This is a genomic window from Methylobacterium oryzihabitans (genome assembly GCF_004004555.2).
GTDB lineage: Bacteria > Pseudomonadota > Alphaproteobacteria > Rhizobiales > Beijerinckiaceae > Methylobacterium > Methylobacterium oryzihabitans.
Genome location: NZ_SACP01000015.1, coordinates 111,269 through 129,536, shown reverse-complemented (window position 1 = coordinate 129,536; position 18,268 = coordinate 111,269). Strand labels below are relative to the sequence as shown.

Annotated in this window: 12 protein-coding genes; 10 read left to right on the top strand and 2 right to left on the bottom strand. The window is 73.8% G+C overall.

Going from position 1 to position 18,268, the window contains the following annotated elements:
- Window positions 1–178 precede the first annotated feature (178 nt).
- The 9 genes from EOE48_RS16405 (at window position 179) to ppx (ending at window position 15,212) form a co-directional block, all read left to right on the top strand.
- On the top strand, window positions 179–2,659 hold the full coding sequence (locus EOE48_RS16405; protein ID WP_127731012.1) for a sensor histidine kinase: 2,481 nt from the start codon (window positions 179–181) through the stop codon (window positions 2,657–2,659).
- Between the two features lie 427 nt (window positions 2,660–3,086).
- Complete coding sequence (tsaE, locus tag EOE48_RS16400) at window positions 3,087–4,616, top strand: tRNA (adenosine(37)-N6)-threonylcarbamoyltransferase complex ATPase subunit type 1 TsaE (protein ID WP_127731010.1); 1,530 nt, start codon at window positions 3,087–3,089, stop codon at window positions 4,614–4,616.
- A 12-nt stretch (window positions 4,617–4,628) separates the two neighbouring features.
- The gene (locus EOE48_RS16395) at window positions 4,629–5,372 is read left to right on the top strand and encodes a nucleotidyltransferase family protein (RefSeq protein WP_127731008.1); all 744 of its coding nucleotides are present in this window, start codon (window positions 4,629–4,631) and stop codon (window positions 5,370–5,372) included.
- Window positions 5,369–5,878: a GNAT family N-acetyltransferase gene (locus EOE48_RS16390; RefSeq protein ID WP_246154493.1), complete on the top strand. Its 510-nt coding sequence runs from the start codon at window positions 5,369–5,371 to the stop codon at window positions 5,876–5,878. The genes EOE48_RS16395 and EOE48_RS16390 overlap by 4 nt, the downstream gene beginning before the upstream one ends.
- Entirely contained in the window at window positions 5,875–8,997 is a 3,123-nt protein-coding gene (gene addB / locus EOE48_RS16385) for a double-strand break repair protein AddB (protein ID WP_127731004.1), read from the top strand. The genes EOE48_RS16390 and addB overlap by 4 nt, the downstream gene beginning before the upstream one ends.
- Before the next feature lie 401 nt (window positions 8,998–9,398).
- Window positions 9,399–10,511 carry an AI-2E family transporter gene (locus EOE48_RS16380; protein WP_127731003.1) on the top strand — a complete coding sequence of 371 codons (1,113 nt, stop codon included), beginning with the start codon at window positions 9,399–9,401 and terminating at the stop codon, window positions 10,509–10,511.
- A 25-nt stretch (window positions 10,512–10,536) separates the two neighbouring features.
- Entirely contained in the window at window positions 10,537–11,256 is a 720-nt protein-coding gene (locus EOE48_RS16375; RefSeq protein WP_127731001.1) for a P-loop NTPase family protein, read from the top strand.
- A gap of 100 nt (window positions 11,257–11,356) precedes the next feature.
- On the top strand, window positions 11,357–13,624 hold the full coding sequence (locus EOE48_RS16370; protein ID WP_342791856.1) for an RNA degradosome polyphosphate kinase: 2,268 nt from the start codon (window positions 11,357–11,359) through the stop codon (window positions 13,622–13,624).
- Window positions 13,625–13,667: 43 nt separating this feature from the next.
- The gene (gene ppx, locus EOE48_RS16365; RefSeq protein ID WP_127730998.1) at window positions 13,668–15,212 is read left to right on the top strand and encodes an exopolyphosphatase; all 1,545 of its coding nucleotides are present in this window, start codon (window positions 13,668–13,670) and stop codon (window positions 15,210–15,212) included.
- A 37-nt stretch (window positions 15,213–15,249) separates the two neighbouring features.
- On the opposite strand, the gene EOE48_RS16360 is transcribed toward ppx, so the two are convergent.
- On the bottom strand, window positions 15,250–16,638 hold the full coding sequence (locus EOE48_RS16360) for an MFS transporter (protein WP_127730996.1): 1,389 nt from the start codon (window positions 16,636–16,638) through the stop codon (window positions 15,250–15,252).
- A gap of 77 nt (window positions 16,639–16,715) precedes the next feature.
- On the opposite strand from EOE48_RS16360, the gene EOE48_RS16355 reads away from it, so the two are divergent.
- A complete protein-coding gene (locus EOE48_RS16355) occupies window positions 16,716–17,654 on the top strand; it encodes a LysR family transcriptional regulator (protein WP_127730994.1) in 939 nt (312 codons plus the stop codon).
- Between the two features lie 46 nt (window positions 17,655–17,700).
- Here EOE48_RS16355 and EOE48_RS16350 read toward each other — a convergent pair whose 3' ends face one another.
- A complete protein-coding gene (locus EOE48_RS16350) occupies window positions 17,701–18,264 on the bottom strand; it encodes a GNAT family N-acetyltransferase (protein WP_127730992.1) in 564 nt (187 codons plus the stop codon).
- Window positions 18,265–18,268 lie beyond the last annotated feature (4 nt).

The following is an 18,268-nucleotide window of genomic DNA, read 5'->3' as shown; positions in this document are numbered from 1 at the left end:
CCGGCGCGGCGGTGCCTGCTGTTTCCTCTTCCTGACCGGCGCCGGCGCGGTAAAGTCGGGGTGATTCTGGAGGGGCGCCGCCGGGTCAGGCCCGGCGGACGCTCCCGCATCCGGTACGGGTCCCTGCCCTGGCAGCGCCCGCCCCGGTGCGGGGCGCGTGGAGACGGATCGGACTCGAATGGGGGCAGGAACAGGTCCGCGCCGCCGGCCTTCGGCCGGCGCGAACGCGGTCGCATGGGCGCTCGCCGCAGCCGCGGCGGCCCTGCCGCAGGAGGCGGCCGCAGCGGTCCCGGCCGAGTTCAAGGCGCACAGCGCCGTGGTGCTCTCGGTCGTCATCGGCCTCGTCGTGTTCGCGACCATCCTGTCGCTGATGCACCTGCGCGAGCGCGCCAAGTGGGCCCGGCGCGAGCGCATGCTCTCGGCCGAGCTCGCCGAGCTGCGCGGCGCCCACGACCGGGCCGAGCTGCTGCTCGGCTCCGAGTCGCAGGTCGTCGTCACCTGGGCCGGGCGCGACGAGCCTCTGATCGAGGGCGACGTCGCCCTCGCGAGCGAGCCCGGGCGTCCGGCCTCGCCCCGGCGGGTGCTGGCCTTCGGCGCCTGGCTCGCCGGCGCCGACGCTGCCGCCCTCGAGGGAGCCGTCGAGACGCTGCGCAGCCGCGGCGAACGCTTCCGCATGACGGTGCGCTCCAGCGCCGGGCGCACCATCGAGGCCCAGGGGCAGGCGGTGGGCGGGCGGGCGCTCCTGCGCCTGCGCGAGCTGACCGCCGAGCGCCAGGAACTCGTCGAGCTGCGCACCCGGACCGGCGAGATGCGCGACTCGCTCTCGGCCCTCGCCACCCTCCTCGACGCGATCCCGCAGCCGGTCTGGCGCCGGCGCCGCGACGGGCGCCTCGCCTGGGCCAACGCCGCCTACGTCCGGGCGGTCGAGGCCGCCGACCGCGACCGGGCGCTGCGCGAGGGCACCGAACTCCTCGACCGCCCGGCCCGCGAGGAGGCCAGCCGCCGCCGGGCCGGCGGCGCCTGCGGCACCCTGCGCGTCTCCGCCGTGGTCGCCGGCGAGCGCTGTACCCTCGACGTCACCGAGGTTCCGATCGACACCGGCAGCGTCGGCATCGCGGTCGACGTGTCCGAGCTGGAGAGCGTGCGCGCCGACCTCCAGCGCCAGATGGACGCCAACGTCCGCACCCTCGACCAGCTTCCGACCGCGGTGGCGATGTTCGATGCGCGCCAGCGGCTGATCTTCCACAACACCGCCTATCGCGAGCTGTGGGATCTCGATGCCGGCTTCCTCGACGGCCGTCCCCTCGACGGCGAGATCCTCGACGCGCTGCGCGGCAGCCGCAAGCTGCCCGAGCAGGCGGATTTCCGCTCGTGGAAGGCCGGCGTGCTCGCCGCCTACCGGGCGACCGAGGCGCAGCAATTCTGGTGGCACCTGCCGGACGGGCGCACCCTGCGGGTCGTCGCCGACCCCAACCCGCAGGGCGGCGTCACCTACCTGTTCGACGACGTCTCGGAGCGCTTCCAGCTCGAATCGCGCTACAACGCGCTGATGCGGGTCCAGGCCGAGACCCTCGACACCCTCAAGGAGCCGGTGGCGGTGTTCGGCTCCGACGGCCGGCTCCAGTTCGCCAACCGCGCCTTCGCGGCGGTCTGGCGCCTCGACGAGGCGATGCTGGCCTCCCAGCCGCACATCGACGCGGTGATCGCCGCCTGCCGCGACCTCAGCCCGGCCGAGGAGCCCTGGACCGAGATCCGCGGCGCCGTCACCGGCCTGATGGACGTGCGCCAGGGCCTCGATTGCCGCCTCGCGCTGCGCGACGGCACGATGCTCGACTGCGCCGCCCAGCCGCTGCCCGAGGGCGCGACGCTGCTCACCCACATCGACGTCACCGCCGGCGTCAACGTCGAGCGGGCGCTGACCGAGAAGAACGACGTCCTGGAGCGCACCGCGCGCCTGCGCGACGAGTTCGTCCACCACGTCTCCTACGAGCTGCGCTCGCCGCTGACCAACATCATCGGCTTCACCGAACTGCTCGGCGACGAGACCGTGGGGGCGCTCAACACCCGCCAGCGGGAATACGCCGAGCACATCATGCGCTCCTCGGCCGCCCTGCTGGCGATCATCAACGACATCCTCGACCTCGCCTCGATCGATGCCGGCTCGATGGAGCTGATCCAAGACGTGGTCGACGTGCGCGACACCGTCTCGGCGGCGGTGCGCGGCATCGAGGACCGGCTCGCCGAGGCGGCGATCACCCTCGACTTCGACGTGCCGCCCGACATCGGCACCTTCATGGCCGACGGCAAGCGCATCCGGCAGATCCTGTTCAACCTGCTGTCGAACGCCGTCGGGTTCTCGTCCCCGGGCCAGGAGGTGCGGGTCTCGGCCCGCAAGACCGACACGGCGCTCGTCCTCGAGGTCGCCGACCGCGGCCGCGGCATGCCGCCGGAGGTGATGGCGCGGGTGTTCGAGCGGTTCGAGAGCCACACGCTCGGCACCCGCCACCGCGGCGTCGGCCTGGGCCTGTCGATCGTGCGCTCGTTCATCGAGCTGCATGGCGGGCGCATCGACATCGACTCCGCCCCGGGCCAGGGCACCCGGGTCACCTGCACCTTCCCCCTCGACGGCCCCGAGCCGCACCTCGCCGCGGCGGAGTAATCCAGGGCCATCGGGTGAAACCCGATTGTCGATCCTGTGGGCCCGGTGCGCTCTGCGCCCGAAGAGCGCCCCGCGCAGCGGGTCCGGGAGGACGAATGTCCTCTCGGACGCAGAGCGGAGCGAAAGCCAAAGTCACGGCGACACGACGTGTCGCGTGTGACTGCCGGCGCCTGAGGCCAAGCAAAGAACCCAAGGCCATCGGGTGAAACCCGATGGCCCTGCGGAGTAGCCCGCCCGGCGGTCCCGCGGCGGCGTGGTTCGGTTAAGGTTCCTGAGCTATGACGGGGGCCTGCCCCGGATCGTCCCGGGTGCGGACGGGGTTCCGGCGCGTGTCCGCGGGGAGCCGCGGTGTCGTCGTGATCGTTCCCCTGGAGCCGGTGCCGGTCGCCGCCCTCCCGGGGCGCGAGGTTGCCGGGTCGGGGCAGGTATGGACGAGCGGATACCCTGGGAGATCGTCCTGCCGGACGAGAGCGCGACCGAGGATCTCGGCCGCTTCCTCGCCGAGCTGCTGCGTCCGGGCGACCTCGTCGCCCTGTCGGGCGGGCTCGGCGGCGGCAAGACCACGCTGGCCCGCGCGCTGATCCGCGAACTCGCCGACGCCCCCGACCTCGACGTCCCGAGCCCGACCTTCACGCTGATCCAGCCCTACGAGGGAAGCGGCGGGGTCCCGGTGGTCCATGCCGACCTCTACCGCCTGCGCGGGCCCGACGAACTGGTCGAGCTCGGCTTCGACGAGGCGACCGAGCGCGCGATCGCGCTGGTCGAATGGCCCGACCGGCTGCCGCCGCGCAGCGGGCCGGTGCTCGCCGTCGACCTCGCGCTCAAGCCGGATTTCGGTCCCGACGCGCGGCTGGCCCGGATCATCGGCGGCGGCGGGATGGCCGAGCGCCTGACCCGCGCCCGCGCCCTGCGCGTGCTGCTCGACCGCAGCGGCTGGGGCGAGGCGCGGCGCGAGCTGATGCAGGGCGACGCGTCGAGCCGGGCCTACGAGCGGCTGGTCAACCCGGACGGGAGCCGCGCCGTGCTGATGATCTCGCCGCCGCGCGCCGACGGTCCGGCCGTGCGCGACGGCAAGCCCTACAGCGCGATCGTGAAGCTCGCCGAATCGGTCCACGCCTTCGTGGCGGTCGACCGCGGCCTGCGGGCGCTCGGCCTGAGCGCGCCGCGCATTCTCGGCGAAGACCTCGATGCCGGCCTGCTGATCCTCGAGGATCTCGGCGCCGAGCCGGTGGTCGACGCCGGCGGCCCGCGCCCGGAGCGCTACGCCGAGGCGGTCAAGGTCCTGGCGCGTCTGCACGGGACGCCCCTGCCGGCGGTGCTGCCGGTCTCCGAGGGCCAGGATCACGAACTGCCGCCCTACGACCTCGAAGCGCTGCTGTTCGAGGCCGAGCTGCTGATCGACTGGTACGCGCCCGTCGTCGCCGGAACGCGGCTGAGCCCACTCGCCCGCGCCGACTTCCTCGCCGTCTGGGCCGAGGCCCTGCGCGGGATCGAGCCGGAACGGCCGACCTGGGTCCTGCGCGACTACCACTCGCCGAACCTGATCTGGCTGCCCGAGCGCGACGGGCTGGAGCGGGTCGGGCTCATCGACTTCCAGGACGCGGTGCTCGGCCACGCCGCCTACGACGTCGCCTCGCTGCTCCAGGACGCCCGGGTCGACGCGAGCGCGGAGTTCGAGCTGCGCCTGCTCGGCCTCTACGCCCGCGAGCGCAAGGTCCGCGACGCCGAGTTCGACGTGCAGGGCTTCGCCCACGCCTACGCGGTGCTCGGGGCCCAGCGGGCGACCAAGATCCTCGGCATCTTCGCCCGGCTCGACCGCCGCGACGGCAAGCCGGCCTATCTCGCGCACCTGCCGCGGATCGCCGGCTACCTCAACCGCAACCTCGCGCATCCGGCCTTGCACCGCGTCCGCGTCTGGACCGAGACCCACCTTCCGCAACTCGTCCTGCCGACCTGATCCCGGACCCCGATGAGCGATCCCGAGCCCGCCGCCATCACCCGTGCCTTCGTCCTCGCGGCGGGGCTCGGCAAGCGCATGCGCCCGATCACCGCCACGGTGCCCAAGCCCCTCGTCGAGGTGGGGGGACGGGCGCTGGTCGACCACGCCCTCGACCGTCTCGCCGAGGCCGGCATCGCCAGCGTGGTGGTCAACGTCCACTATCTCGCCGACCTCATGGAGGCGCATCTCGTCCGCCGCCGCCGGGCCCCGGTCATCACGATCTCGGACGAGCGCGAGCGGCTGCTGGAGACCGGCGGCGGCGCCCGCAAGGCGCTGCCGCTCCTCGGCAAGGCGCCGTTCCTGGTCCTCAATTCCGATTCGTTCTGGCTCGAAGGGCCGCAGCCGAACCTGCCCCGCCTCGTCGCGGGCTTCGACCCGGCACGGATGGACATGCTGCTGCTGTGCGCCTCGGCGGCGACCAGCCTCGGCTACGACGGCCGCGGCGACTTCCACATGGACGGCGACGGCCGGCTCACCCGCCGGGCCGAGAGCGAGGTCGCGGCCTTCGTCTATGCCGGCGTCGCGGTGGTGAAGCCCGAGCTGTTCGCCGACACGCCCGAGGGGCCGTTCTCGCTCAACCTGCTGTTCGACCGCGCCGCCAAGGCCGGCCGCCTGCACGGCCTGCGCCTCGACGGGCAATGGCTGCATGTCGGCACGCCCGAGGCCCTCCGCGAGGCCGAGGAGCGGATGCGCAGCAGCGCGACCCAGCCGTGAGCGGGCCGCCGCGCGTCGTCCCGCTGATCTCCGGCGATCTCGGCCGGGTGCTGGCGCTCAACAACGCCCACGCGGTCGAGACCTCGCTCCTCGACGAGGCCCGCCTTCAAGCGCTCCACCGCGGCGCCTTCCGGGCGACCGGGATCGGCGGCGGCGAGGCGTTCCTGATCGCCCTCGACCAGGACGCGGACTACGCCTCGCCGAACTTCCTGTGGTTCCGCGAGCGCTACCCGCGCTTCGTCTACGTCGACCGGGTCGTCACGGCGCCGGCCTGCCGCGGCCTCGGCCTCGCCCGCGCTCTGTACCGCGACCTGTTCGCCGCGGCGGGGGCGGCCGGCCACGGACGCGTCGTCTGCGAGGTGAACAGCGATCCGCCCAATCCCGTCTCGGCGGCCTTCCACGCGGGCCTCGGCTTCCGCGAGGTCGGAGCGGCGTCCGTGGCGCCGGGCGGCAAGGTCGTGCGCTACCTCCTGCGCGCGCTGCCGGACGACGGAGACCGGCGATGACCGAACACCGCGTCTTCACCATCGCGCCGGGCCTGTCCTTCCTCGACACCCTCGCGGACGCGCTCCTCGACGGCAGCCTCGTCGGCGAGGTCGGGCGCGACCCGTTCGGGCTCGCCGCCGTGACGGTCTACCTGCCGACCCGCCGGGCGGCCCGCGCCCTCGCCGCGACCCTCGGGCAGCGTTGCGGCCCGGCGGCCCTGCTGCCGCGCATGGTCCCTCTCGGCGAGGCCGACGAGGCCGAGATCGACCTCGCCGCCGCCCCGCCGGGCGCGCGCCCCGAGGCGGCGCTGCACCCGCCGATGGCCGGGCTGGAGCGCCGGCTGATCCTCGCCCGCCTCGTCCAGGCCTGGGCCGAGACCGTCGACCGCCAGTTGCTGCCCCTCGGCGACGAGGTGCCGTTCCGGGTGCCGTCCTCGCCGGCCGACGCCGTCGCCCTCGCGGCCGATCTCGAAGGGCTGATGGATTCGCTCGCCGTCGAGGGCATGCCCTGGGACGACATCGCCGGCGCGGTCGAGGCCGAGTTCTCGCGCTACTTCTCGCTCACCCTCGACTTCGTGCGCATCGCCGCCGAGGCGTGGCCGGCGATCCTGGCCGAGCGCGGCCTGAGCGATCCGGTCGCCCGGGGGCGCGAGCTGATGCTCGCCGAGGCGGCGCGCCTGCGCCGCGACCGGCCGGCGGACCCGGTGATCGTCGCCGGCTCCACCGGCTCGATCCCGGCGACCGCGGCGCTGATCGCCGCCGTGGCGAGCCTCGACCGCGGCGCCGTGGTGTTGCCGGGCCTCGATCTCGGCCTCGATCCGGACGGCTGGCGGGCGATCGACCCCGGCGGCGACGGCGAGCACGTCGCCCACGCCCACCCGCAGGCGATCCTGCACCGGTTGCTCGCCGCCGACCATCTCGCGCTCGGGCGCGAGGCGGTGCGGGCGCTGGGCCGGCCGGAGCCGGCGGCGGAGGCGCGCGCCGCCCTGCTGTCCGAGGTGCTGCGCCCGGCCGAGACCACCGACGCCTGGGCCGACCTCGATCCGGGCCGCCGCGCGGCCCTGTCCCGCGGCGGCTGCGCCGGGCTCGCGGTGGTCGAGGCGGCCGACGAGCGCGAGGAGGCGCTGTGCGCCGCCATCGCCCTGCGCGAGACGCTGGAGCGGCCCGGCGCCACCGCCGCCCTGGTGACGCCCGACCGCAATCTCGCCCGCCGGGTCGCCGCCGAGCTGAAGCGCTGGGGCATCGTCGCCGACGATTCCGGCGGCGAATCCCTCGCCCTGTCCCGGGCCGGGCGCCTCGCCCGCCTCGCCGCCGACGTCGCCGCCCTCGACGCCGAACCGACGCGGGTGCTGGCGCTGCTCGCGCATCCGCTGGTGACGCTCGGCCTGAGCCGGGCCGAGGTGGTGCGTGCCGCCGCCGTGCTGGAGATCGGCGTCCTGCGCGGGCCCGCGCCGGCCCGCGGCTTCGACGGTCTCGCCGAGGCCCTGCGCGCCAACCGCGACGGCGGCGAGCGCCGGGCGCCGCGGCCGAAGCAGCGGCTGACCCCGGAGGACTGGGACGCCGCCGACGACCTGCTCCGGCGCCTCGCCGTGGCGTTCGACGGGTTCGGGCAAGCGGCCGGCGACCCGGCGCACGACCTCGTCGGTCTCGCCCAGGATCACCGCGAGACCTGCGACCGGCTGATGGACGGGCCGGGCGACGTCGACGACCCGTCCGCCGCGACCCTCGACGCGCTGTTCGACGACCTCGCCCTGGCCGAGCCCGGCCCGGTTCCGGGGCGGTTCTCGGATTACCCACCGTTCTTCACCGCGCTCGCCCGCGACCGGGTGGTGAGCGGCCGGACCGGCCCGTCGCCGCATCCGCGCCTGCGCATTCTCGGCCTGCTCGAGGCCCGGCTGCTGCGGGTCGACCGGGTGGTGCTCGGCGGCCTCGACGAGGGCGTCTGGCCGCCCAAGGCCGAGACCGACGCCTTCCTCAACCGGCCGATGCGCACCCGCGTCGGCCTGCCGCCGCCGGAGCGGCGCCTCGGCCAGACCGCCCACGACTTCGTTCAGGCGCTCGGCTGCCACGACGCGGTCGTCACCCGGGCCCACAAGCGCGAGGGCTCGCCGATGGTGCCGTCGCGCTTCCTCCAGCGCCTGCGCGCCTTCGCGGGCGAGGCGGTCTGGGCCGGGATGACGAGGGACGGCGACCGCCTGCGCGCCTGCGCCGCCGCCCTCGACCGCGGCGACGCCCCGGCGCCGCCGCGCCTCGCCCGGCCGGCGCCGCGGCCCGACCCCGCGCTTTTTCCGCGCCGGCTCAGCGTCACCGAGATCGAAACTCTCGTGCGCGACCCCTACGGCATCTTCGCGCGCCACGTTCTCGGCCTCGACCCCCTCGAACCGGTGGCGGTGCAGCCGAGCGCCAGCGACCGCGGCACGATCGTCCACGACGTGCTCGGCGGCTTCGCGCAGAAATACCCCGAGACCCTGCCGGCCGACCCGCACGAGCCGCTCTACGACCTCGCGATCAACGCCTTCGCGCGGATCGCCGACGCCTATCCCGAACTCTACGCCGAGTGGTGGCCGCGCTTCGAGCGGCTCGCCGCCGCCTTCCTGGTCTGGGAGGCCGAGCGTCGGCCAGCCCTCGCCCGGGTCCATGCCGAGATCGGCGGGCGCTGGCCGATGGCACTGGCGGGAGGCGAGACCTTCACCCTCACCGCCCGGGCCGACCGGATCGAGGCCCGCCGCGACGGCGGCCGCACCGTCATCGACTTCAAGACCGGTACGCCGCCGAGCGCTCGGGAGATCTTCGCCGGGTTCTCGCCCCAGCTCACCCTGGAGGCGGCGATGCTGCGCGACGGCGCCTTCCGGGATCTCGCCCCGGCGCCCGCGGTCCCCGACCTCGTCTACGTCCGGGCCGGGGGCGGGCGCTCGCCCCTCGACGTGCTGCCGGTCAAGCCGCCGCGGGGCGAGGAGCGCAGCGTCGCCGACCTCGTTGACGAGCATGCCGGGCGGCTGAAGCTCCTGATCGAGCGCTTCCTCGCCGGCGAGGCCGCCTACCTGTCGCGGCCCTACCCGAAATACGCCAAGGCCTACTCGGCCTACGACCACCTCGCCCGGGTCAAGGAATGGTCGCTGGTCGGCGGGGAGGAGGCGTAGGGCGCTCGGTCTCTCGCCGCCGGTCCCCCGTGCCCGGCCGGGACCGGCGCACGCCTTCGTGGTCCGGCGCACCGGATCCACACCCAGGGCAATCGCTTCAGAGCGATTGCCCTGGTTTCCCGCTTGGCCTCAGGCGCCGGCGGCAGTGCGCGACACGCAGTGTCGCCCGCAGCCTCGGCTTTCGCTCAGCTCTGTGTTCGAGCGGACATTCGTCCCCTCGAACCCGCTCCGCGGGGCGCTCTTCGGGCGCAAAGCGCACCGCGCCCGCCATCAAGCGTCGCCCTGCGGGCGACCACAGGACAATCGCTGAAGCGATGGCCCTGGATCCACACCCCCGCCGCCTTGACCGTACGACGCCCCGCTCCCTATCTGCCGGGAACGACCAGGGCAGGAGAGAGCCGATGCCGATCCAGCGCCGGGTGGTGATCGCCCTGTCCGCCTTCGCGATCCTGGCGCTGCTGCTCTACCTCCTGCGCGACGTGCTGCTGCCCTTCGTGGCCGGCGCGGCCTTGGCCTACGTGCTCGACCCGATCGCCGACCGGCTGGAACGGCTCGGGATCGGGCGGCTCGCCGCGACCTTCGTCATCCTGGCGGTGTTCCTGCTGCTCCTCGTCGTGGTGCTCGTCGTCGCGGTGCCGCTGGCGGCCAACCAGCTCGCGGCGCTCGTCGCCACGATGCCGGCGACGATCGCCAAGCTGCAATCGATCATCGCCGAGCATGCCGGGCCGCTGATCGAGCGCGCCGGGGGCAGCCAGGCGGTGCAGGAGCTGCAATCCTCGGTCGGCAACCTGATGGGGCAGGGGGTCGCCTGGGTGCTGGCCTTCCTGCGCTCGCTGTGGACCGGCAGTCAGGCGATCGTCGGCCTCGTGTCGCTCCTCGTGGTGACGCCGGTGGTGGCGTTCTATCTCCTGGTCGACTGGGACCGGATGATCGCGACCCTCGACCGCTGGGTGCCGCCGCGCCACCGCCTCACCGTGCGCCAGCTCGCCCGCGAGATCGACGGCGCGATCACGAGCTTCATCCGCGGCCAGAGCCTCGTCTGCCTCATCCTCGGCACGTTCTACGCCGCCGGACTGTGGGCGGTCGGGCTGAATTTCGGCGTGCTGATCGGCCTGCTCGCCGGCTTCCTCACCTTCATCCCGTATGTCGGCTCGCTCACCGGGTTCCTGCTCTCGACCGGCGTCGCCCTGGTGCAGTTCTGGCCCAACGGCCTGCCGATCACCCTTACGGTGGCGGTGTTCCTGATCGGCCAGTTCCTCGAAGGCAACGTGCTCCAGCCCAAGCTCGTCGGCGACGCGGTGCGGCTGCATCCGGTCTGGCTGATGTTCGCGCTGCTCGCCTTCGGCTCGCTGTTCGGCTTCCTCGGCCTGCTGCTGGCGGTGCCGATCGCGGCGGCGATCGGGGTCATCGCCCGGTTCGGGGTCCGGCGCTATCTCGCCAGCAGGCTCTACCACGACGAGGCGCCGCTGCTGCCCGAGGAGGCGCCGCCCGCCGTGCCGGCCCGCCTGCCCTGACGAGAGACGAGCGACGCCGCCCCCGATGCCAGATCCGCTTCCCCGCCAGCTCGCCTTCGACCTGCCGCTCGATCCCCGCTACGGCCGCGAGGACTTCCTCGTCAGCCCGACCAACGAGGCCGCCTACGCCCGGATCGAATCCTGGCCCGACTGGCCCGACCGCGTGCTTGTCCTCACCGGTCCGTCGGGCAGCGGCAAGAGCCATCTCGCCTCGATCTGGGCGACGCAGGCTCATGCCTGGACCGTGCCGGCCGCCGAGGTGACCCGGGAGGCGGTGCCGCACCTCGTCTCCAACGGCAACCTCGTGATCGAGGATGCCGACCGGCCCGAGGGCCGCGACGAGGCTGCGCTGTTCCACCTGCTCAACCTCGCCCGCGAGCGCGGGACCGGCGTGGTCGTGACCGGCACCGGCGCCGTCGAGGCCTGGGGGCTGGCGGTCGCCGACCTGCGCTCGCGCCTGCGGCTCGCCCCCGGCATCGCCATCGCGCCGCCGGACGAGACGCTGCTGCGGATGGTGCTGGTGAAGCTGTTCGTCGACCGCCAGCTCGTGGTCGACATCAGCGTGGTCGAGGCGCTGGCGCTGCGCATCGACCGCTCCCTCGGGCGCGCCCGCGACGTCGTGGCCGCCCTCGACCGCGAGGGCCTCAGCCGCGGCCGGCGCATCACCCGCCCGCTGGCCCTCGCGACGCTCGCCGCCCTCGACGGCGCGGCGGCCGAGGACCCGGACGAGGCCGGCGAACCCTGACCCGGGGCCGGCGGTTTCATGCAATTGTCGCACTGACCTGTCACCGGACGCGCGAGCGCGCGAATCCAACCCACGACATCGACCGAGGAGGACGCCCATCGTGTCGGAACCCGCAGCCATCGCCCGGACGAGCCGGACCACGGCGATCGAGGCCGAGCCGGACGCGACGCCGGTCGCCGGCGCCGAGGAGGCTGCGCGCAAGGCTGCGGAGAGGGAGGCGGTCGCCGCCGGCCATGCCCTGCGCAAGGAGCCGGCCCGCTTCGTCAACCGCGAATTGTCGTGGCTCCAGTTCAACCGCCGGGTGCTGGAGGAGGCCTCGAATACCGGCCACCCCCTGCTCGAACAGCTTCGCTTCCTGTCGATCTCGGCCAACAACCTCGACGAGTTCTTCATGGTGCGGGTCGCCGGCCTGCACGATCAGGTCCGCGCCGGCATGGACGCCCCGTCGCAGGACGGCTTGACCCCGGGCGAGCAGCTCGCCCGCATCGGCGCCGAGGTGTCGGAACTCGCCCGCGACCAGCAGCGGCGCTGGCGCGAGCTGCGCGCCGACCTGCACGGCGAGGGCATCGACCTCGTGGAGGCGCAGGGGCTGACCGCGCCGGAGGCCGCGTGGCTGGAAGAGTACTTCCTCCAGCACATCTTCCCGGTGCTGACGCCGCTCGCCATCGACCCGGCGCACCCGTTCCCGTTCATCCCGAACCTCGGCTCGACCATCGCCCTGATGCTGGTGCGGCCGCGGGACGCCCGGGTGCTGCGGGCGCTGATCCGCCTGCCCTCGGTGATCGACCGCTTCGTGCGCCTGCCGGATTCCGGCACGTCGGGCACCGCCCGGTTCATCGCCATCGAGCAGGTGATCGTGCTGTTCACCAGCCGGCTCTTCCCGGGCTACCTCGTCAAGGGCCAGGGCGGGTTCCGGGTGGTGCGCGATTCCGACCTCGAGATCGAGGAGGAGGCCGAGGATCTGGTGCGCCACTTCGAGACGGCGCTCAAGCAGCGCCGGCGCGGCATCGTCATCCGCCTCGAGGTCGATGCCGGGATGCCCGAGGACCTGCGCAGCTTCGTCGCCGACGAGCTCGAGATCCCGGGCGACGCGGTGTTCCTGGTCGAGGGCATGCTCGCCCTCAACGAGCTGTCGCAGATCGTCGGCATCGACCGGCCGGACCTGAAGTTCAAGCCCTACAACCCGCGCTTTCCCGAGCGCATCCGCGAGAGCGGCGGCGACTGCTTCGCGGCGATCCGCCAGAAGGACATCGTCGTCCACCACCCCTACGAGTCGTTCGACGCGGTGGTGCAGTTCCTCGCCCAGGCCGCCCGCGACCCCAACGTCGTGGCGATCAAGCAGACGCTCTACCGCACGTCCTCGAACTCGCCGATCGTCGCGGCCCTCGCCGAGGCGGCGGAGGCCGGCAAGTCGGTCACCGCGCTGGTCGAGCTGAAGGCGCGGTTCGACGAGGAGGCCAACATCCGCTGGGCCCGCAACCTCGAGAAGGCCGGCGCCCAGGTCGTGTTCGGCTTCATCGAGCTGAAGACCCACGCCAAGCTGTCGATGGTGGTGCGGCGCGAGGGCGAGAAGCTCGTCAGCTACTGCCACGTCGGCACCGGCAACTACCACCCGATCACCGCCCGGATCTACACCGACCTGTCGTTCTTCACCGCCGACGCGACGATCGGCCGGGACGTGTCGCGGATCTTCAACTTCATCACCGGCTACGCGGAGCCGGCGGAGCTGGAGCGGATGGCGGTGTCGCCGCTGACGCTCAAGCCGCGGCTGCTCGAACACATCGACGAGGAGGTCGCCCACGCCAGGGCCGGGCGCCCGGCGGCGATCTGGATCAAGTGCAACTCGCTCGTCGACACCCAGATCATCGACGCGCTCTACGACGCCAGCCAGGCCGGCGTGCAGATCGACTGCGTCGTGCGCGGCATCTGCTGCCTGCGGCCCGGGGTGCCCGGCCTGTCGGAGAACATCCGGGTCAAGTCGATCGTCGGCCGCTTCCTGGAGCACGGCCGGGTCTACGCCTTCGGCAACGGCGTCGGGCTGCCGCACCCGAAGGCGCGGGTCTACATCTCCTCGGCCGACCTGATGAGCCGCAACCTCGACCGCCGGGTCGAGGCGATGCTGCCGATCCTGAATCCGACCGTGCACCAGCAGGTGCTCGACCAGATCATGCTGGCGAATCTCCTCGACAACCAGCAGAGCTGGCGTGTACTGGCCTCGGGTGCGAGCGAGCGGATCCAGCCCGGCGAGGGCGAGGAGCCGTTCAACGCGCACAAGTATTTCATGACCAATCCGAGCCTCTCGGGGCGCGGAAAGGCATCGAAGAAATCGAGCCCGCGCGCCCTGAGCCGGCGCGCCCAGCGCGCCTGACCGGAGCGCGGGGCCGCGGCCCGGCGGCCCCACGAGGAACCGGATGAGCCTCGATTCCGCTGCCCACCCCGCCGCTCCCTCACCCGACCGTCCGGCCCGGATCGAGCCGGGCCAGCCGGTCGCGATCGTCGACATCGGCTCGAATTCGGTGCGGCTCGTCGCCTATGCCGGCCTCGGCCGCGCCCCGACCCAGCTCTACAACGAGAAGGTGATGTGCGGGCTCGGCCGCAACGTGCTCAGCACCGGCCGCCTGCCCGAGGACGGGGTGCGCCGGGCGCTCCAGGCCCTGGCGCGGTTCCGCGAGCTGTGCCGCACCATGCGGGTCGGGCAGGTCCACGTGCTCGCCACCGCCGCCGCCCGCGACGCCGAGAACGGCCCGGCCTTCATCGAGGCGGCGCAGGCGGCCTGCGGCGAGCCGATCGGGCTGCTGTCGGGCCGGCGCGAGGCCGAATTGTCGGCCCTCGGCGTCGTGTCGAGCTTCTACGCGCCCGACGGCGTGGTCGGGGACCTCGGCGGCGGCAGCCTCGAACTCGTCGACGTGCGCGGCACCGCGATCGGCCAGGGGGTGACGATGCCGCTCGGCGGCCTCGCGCTCCAGGATCTCAGCGGCGGCTCGCTCAAGAAGGCGCGCAAGATCGCCGCCGACACCCTGCGCAAGGCCGCGCCGCAGCTCGAGACCCTGCGCGGGCGCACCTTCTACGCCGTCGGCGGCACCTGGCGGGCGCTCGCCCGCCTGCATCAGGCGGCGCGCCACTACCCGCTCCACGTCATGCACGGCTACACGATCGAGCCGGCCGACGAACTCGGCTTCCTCGACGTGGTCGAGCGCTCCGACCCCACGACCCTCGCGGCAGTGGAGAGTGTGTCGGAGGCCCGCCGGCCGCTCCTCGCCTACGGGGCGGTGGTGCTGGAGGAGATCATCCGCTCCGGCCGGCCCCGCGAGATCGCGGTCTCGGCCGCCGGGGTGCGCGAGGGCCTTCTGTTCGAGCAGATCGACCCCGCCGCCCGGGCCGAGGATCCGCTGCTCTGCGCCGCCGCCGAGCTGAACCGCCTGCGCGCGCGCTGCCCCGGGCACGGCACCGACCTGCAGGGCTGGACCGACGCCTTCTTCGCCAGCCTCGACACGCCCGAGACCGCCGACGAGCGCCGGCTGCGCCACGCCGCCTGCCTGCTCGCCGACATCGGCTGGCGCACCCACCCGGATTACCGCGGCGAGCAGAGCCTCAACCTGATCGCCCACGGCAACTTCGTCGGGCTCGACCATCCCGGCCGGGCCTATCTCGCGGTGGCGGTGTTCTTCCGCCACGAGGGCGTCGCCCCCGAGAAGGCGAGCCCGACCCTGCGCCAGCTCGCCGGCCCGCGCCTGTTCGAGCAGGCCCGCCTCCTCGGCGCCCTGCTGCGCGTCGCCTTCCCGGTCTCGGTGGCGATGGAAGGCGTCCTGCCGCGCACGCCGCTCACGGTCAGCGACGGGGCGGTGGTGCTGCACCTGCCCGAGGAGTTGCGGGCGCTGGCGAGCGACCGGCTGTCGAACCGCCTGCGCGGCCTCGGGCGGCTGATCGGGCGCGAGGGGCGGATCAGCGTCGGGTAGGGCTCCGCTCAACCCCCCGGTTGGTCGAGACCCCACGTCACGCGCCTGCGGCCTCGCTCGACGACGGCGGAAGGAGGCGGCAGGCAAGGAGACCGCAGGTCGAGATCCCCGCGGCGACGCCGAAGGGCCACGCGAAGCCGACGGCATCGGGTGCGGACGGCATGAGTGCCCCGAGCCCGGCGACACCGAGGGCGAAGCCGGCCTGCCGCGCGATGACGGTGACGGCCGACGCCATGCCGCCGGCTTCGGGCGGCGCGAGGGCCAGAACGGCGCCGGAGAGCTGCGGATGCGACAGCGCGGCGCCGATGCCGAGCAGCGCCATGCCGGCGAAGGCCCAGGCGAGCGCCAACGCCCCGGTTTGCACGAGCGCGGCCAGGACGAGGGCGCCTGCGCCGAGCGCCAGCAGGGTGAGCGCGGTCGCGAACAGCCCGCGCAACCCGAGCCGGACGGCGAGAGTCCCGCCGAACGGCGGAATGACGAGCATCGGGACCGTCGCGGCCAGCAGGCCCATCCCGGTCGCCTCGGGTGTCCAGCCGAACCCCTCGCTCAGGAACAGCGGAAGGTAGACGAGCACCGCCCAGTAGCCGACCGAGACGGCGAGCAGCAGGGCCGCGAGTCCGGCCATCGGCCGGCTCGCGAAGACCGTCGGATCGAGCAGCGGGTGCGGGCGCCGCCTTTGCCGGGCGACGAACCATCCGACCAGCCCGGCCCCCGCCGCGACGCCGATCACGGTGTGGACGGGGGAACGGCGCAGGTCCAGGATCGCCTCGATCACCAGCCCGAGCGCGAGCGTCAGGAGGAGGACACCGGGCCAGTCCAGCGGCCTGCGGGTGTCGGCGGGGGCGTCCGTCACGAGGCGCGGGACCGCAGCAGCGATCGCGAGGCAGAACGGGAGGTTGACGAGGAAGATCCACCGCCATCCCAACCCCGAGCCGATGATCCCTCCCAGGCTCGGCCCCAGAGCCATGGCCACTCCCGACACGACGCCGACGACGCCGAAGGCCCGGGCCCGCGCTCCGCGCGCGGGGAACGCCGCCGCGATCGACGCGAAGGTTCCGGTCACCAGGAAGGCCGCGCCGCACCCCTGCGCCGCGCGGGCCGCCAGGAAGAGGGCGCCGGACGGCGCGAAGCCGCAGGCGAGAGACGCCGCGAGGAAGCCGAGATTCCCGATGAGCAGCATCCGCCTGCGGCCGAAGCGATCGGCCAGGGCCCCGGCCACGAGCAGGGTCGCGGTGAAGGCGAGGCTGTAGGCGTCGACGATCCAGGCCAGCCGGTCGACCCGGAGGCCGAGATCCGTCCCGATCGCCGGCAGGATCACCACGACCGACGTCACGTCGAAATTCGCCAGGAACCCGCCGAGGCCGAGGGTCGCCGCGATCAGGCGGCCGCGGGCGTTCCAGGGATCGGGCTCGGGGAGGTGCTGCATGCCACAGCCATGGGCCGCCGGCCGGGCTCGCGGCAAATGAGCATTGCTCCGCGGCGCATGACGGGATTTCATGCGGCATGGCCCTCACCCCGTCCCGGATGCCACCCTTCGCCGGCCTGCTGGCCTTCGACGCGACGCTGCGGCACGGCAGCATGACGCTGGCGGGCGACGAACTCGGCCTGACGCAGAGTGCCGTCAGCCACCGGATCCGGGCGCTGGAGGAGTTCTTCGGCGCCGCCCTGCTCGAACGGCTGAACCCCGGCCTGCGCGCGACCGAAGCCGGCACGCGGCTCGCCCGCGAGCTCGCTCCGCTGCTCGGCACGCTGGCTGGGATGCGCCGGCGGATCGCCGCCTCGCCGGAGCCGCGCGGCTTCCGGCTCGGTCTCGGCACGTCGCTGCTGGCGTGGTGGCTCTCGCCGCGCCTTCCCGCCCTGTGCGAAGCCTTTCCGGATCTGGTGATCGACGTCGTCACCTGGGACACGACGGCCGAGGCCGCACGGTCGGAGGTCGACCTGTCGCTCCTCTGGCTGCCGCAGGAGAGCGGCACCGCCGGCGCGGGCGAGGTGACGTTCCCGGTCGAACACGTCTTTCCGGTCGCCTCGCCGACGCTGTTGCGGACGATGCGCCCGGGGTCGGACTGGCGGACGCTGCCGCTGCTCGCGAAGGGGCGTCGCGGCGAGGAGACCGGGCGGGAATGGTCCTGGGCGACGTGGCGGGCGCCCGGGCGGGAAGCCATGCGCTTTCGCGACATCGGCAGTTCGCTCCAGGCGGCGATGGACGGCAACGGCGTGGCCCTGGCGCGCTCCCTCCTCGTCGCCGACGCCCTGCGCCAGCGACGCCTGGTCAGGCTGGCGGGAGAGAACGAGGCGTTCGCCTGCACCAAGTCGCAGGTCGCGCGCTGGCACGACCTCCATGATGGAACAGCCGCGCGCATGGCGGCGTGGCTCGTGTCGTCCGCCGGTCGGGAGGGGGCGAGCGAAGGCGTGGCGACCGTCGCGGACTCGTCGAGAGATTAGGCGTAAACGGCGCGCTGGCGGCCCCCGCCCGTGGTCTTCCGCACGATCAAGCCGGTCGGGCTGGAACCACCGGATCCACCGGGCGCTCCGCCACATAAACGACATGCCGCCGCAACGGGTGCCCGTCCGGAAACCGCGGGTGGTCGAAATCGAGGTCCGGCCGGCGCACCATGCCGAGGCGGACCATCAGCCCCCACGACGCGCGATTGGCCGGCACCGTCCAGGCGCTGATGCGCGGGCGCGTGGTGTTCGCCCATCCCCAGCGCAGGCAGGCCGCGGCCGCCTCGCGGGCGAGGCCGCGGCCCCAGAAAGCCTCGCCGAAGCGCCAGCCGATCTCCAGTTCGTCCGCGACCCCGGTGCCGGGATGGCCGCCGAGGCGCAGGCCGCACAGGCCGGCCAGAGCCCGGTCCTCCAGGCTCTCGACCGCCCAGAACGACAGCCCGTGCCGGGCCTGCATCGCCCTGTGGGCGTCGATCATCGCCTCGAAGGTCTGCCGATCCTTCACCCCGTCGAGATGCACCGTCGCGGCGGGCGTGTTGAGGAGCGCGGCGGCCGCCGGCTTGTCGTCCTCGCGCCAGGGGCGCAGGTGCAGGCGGGGCGTGCGGATCACGGCG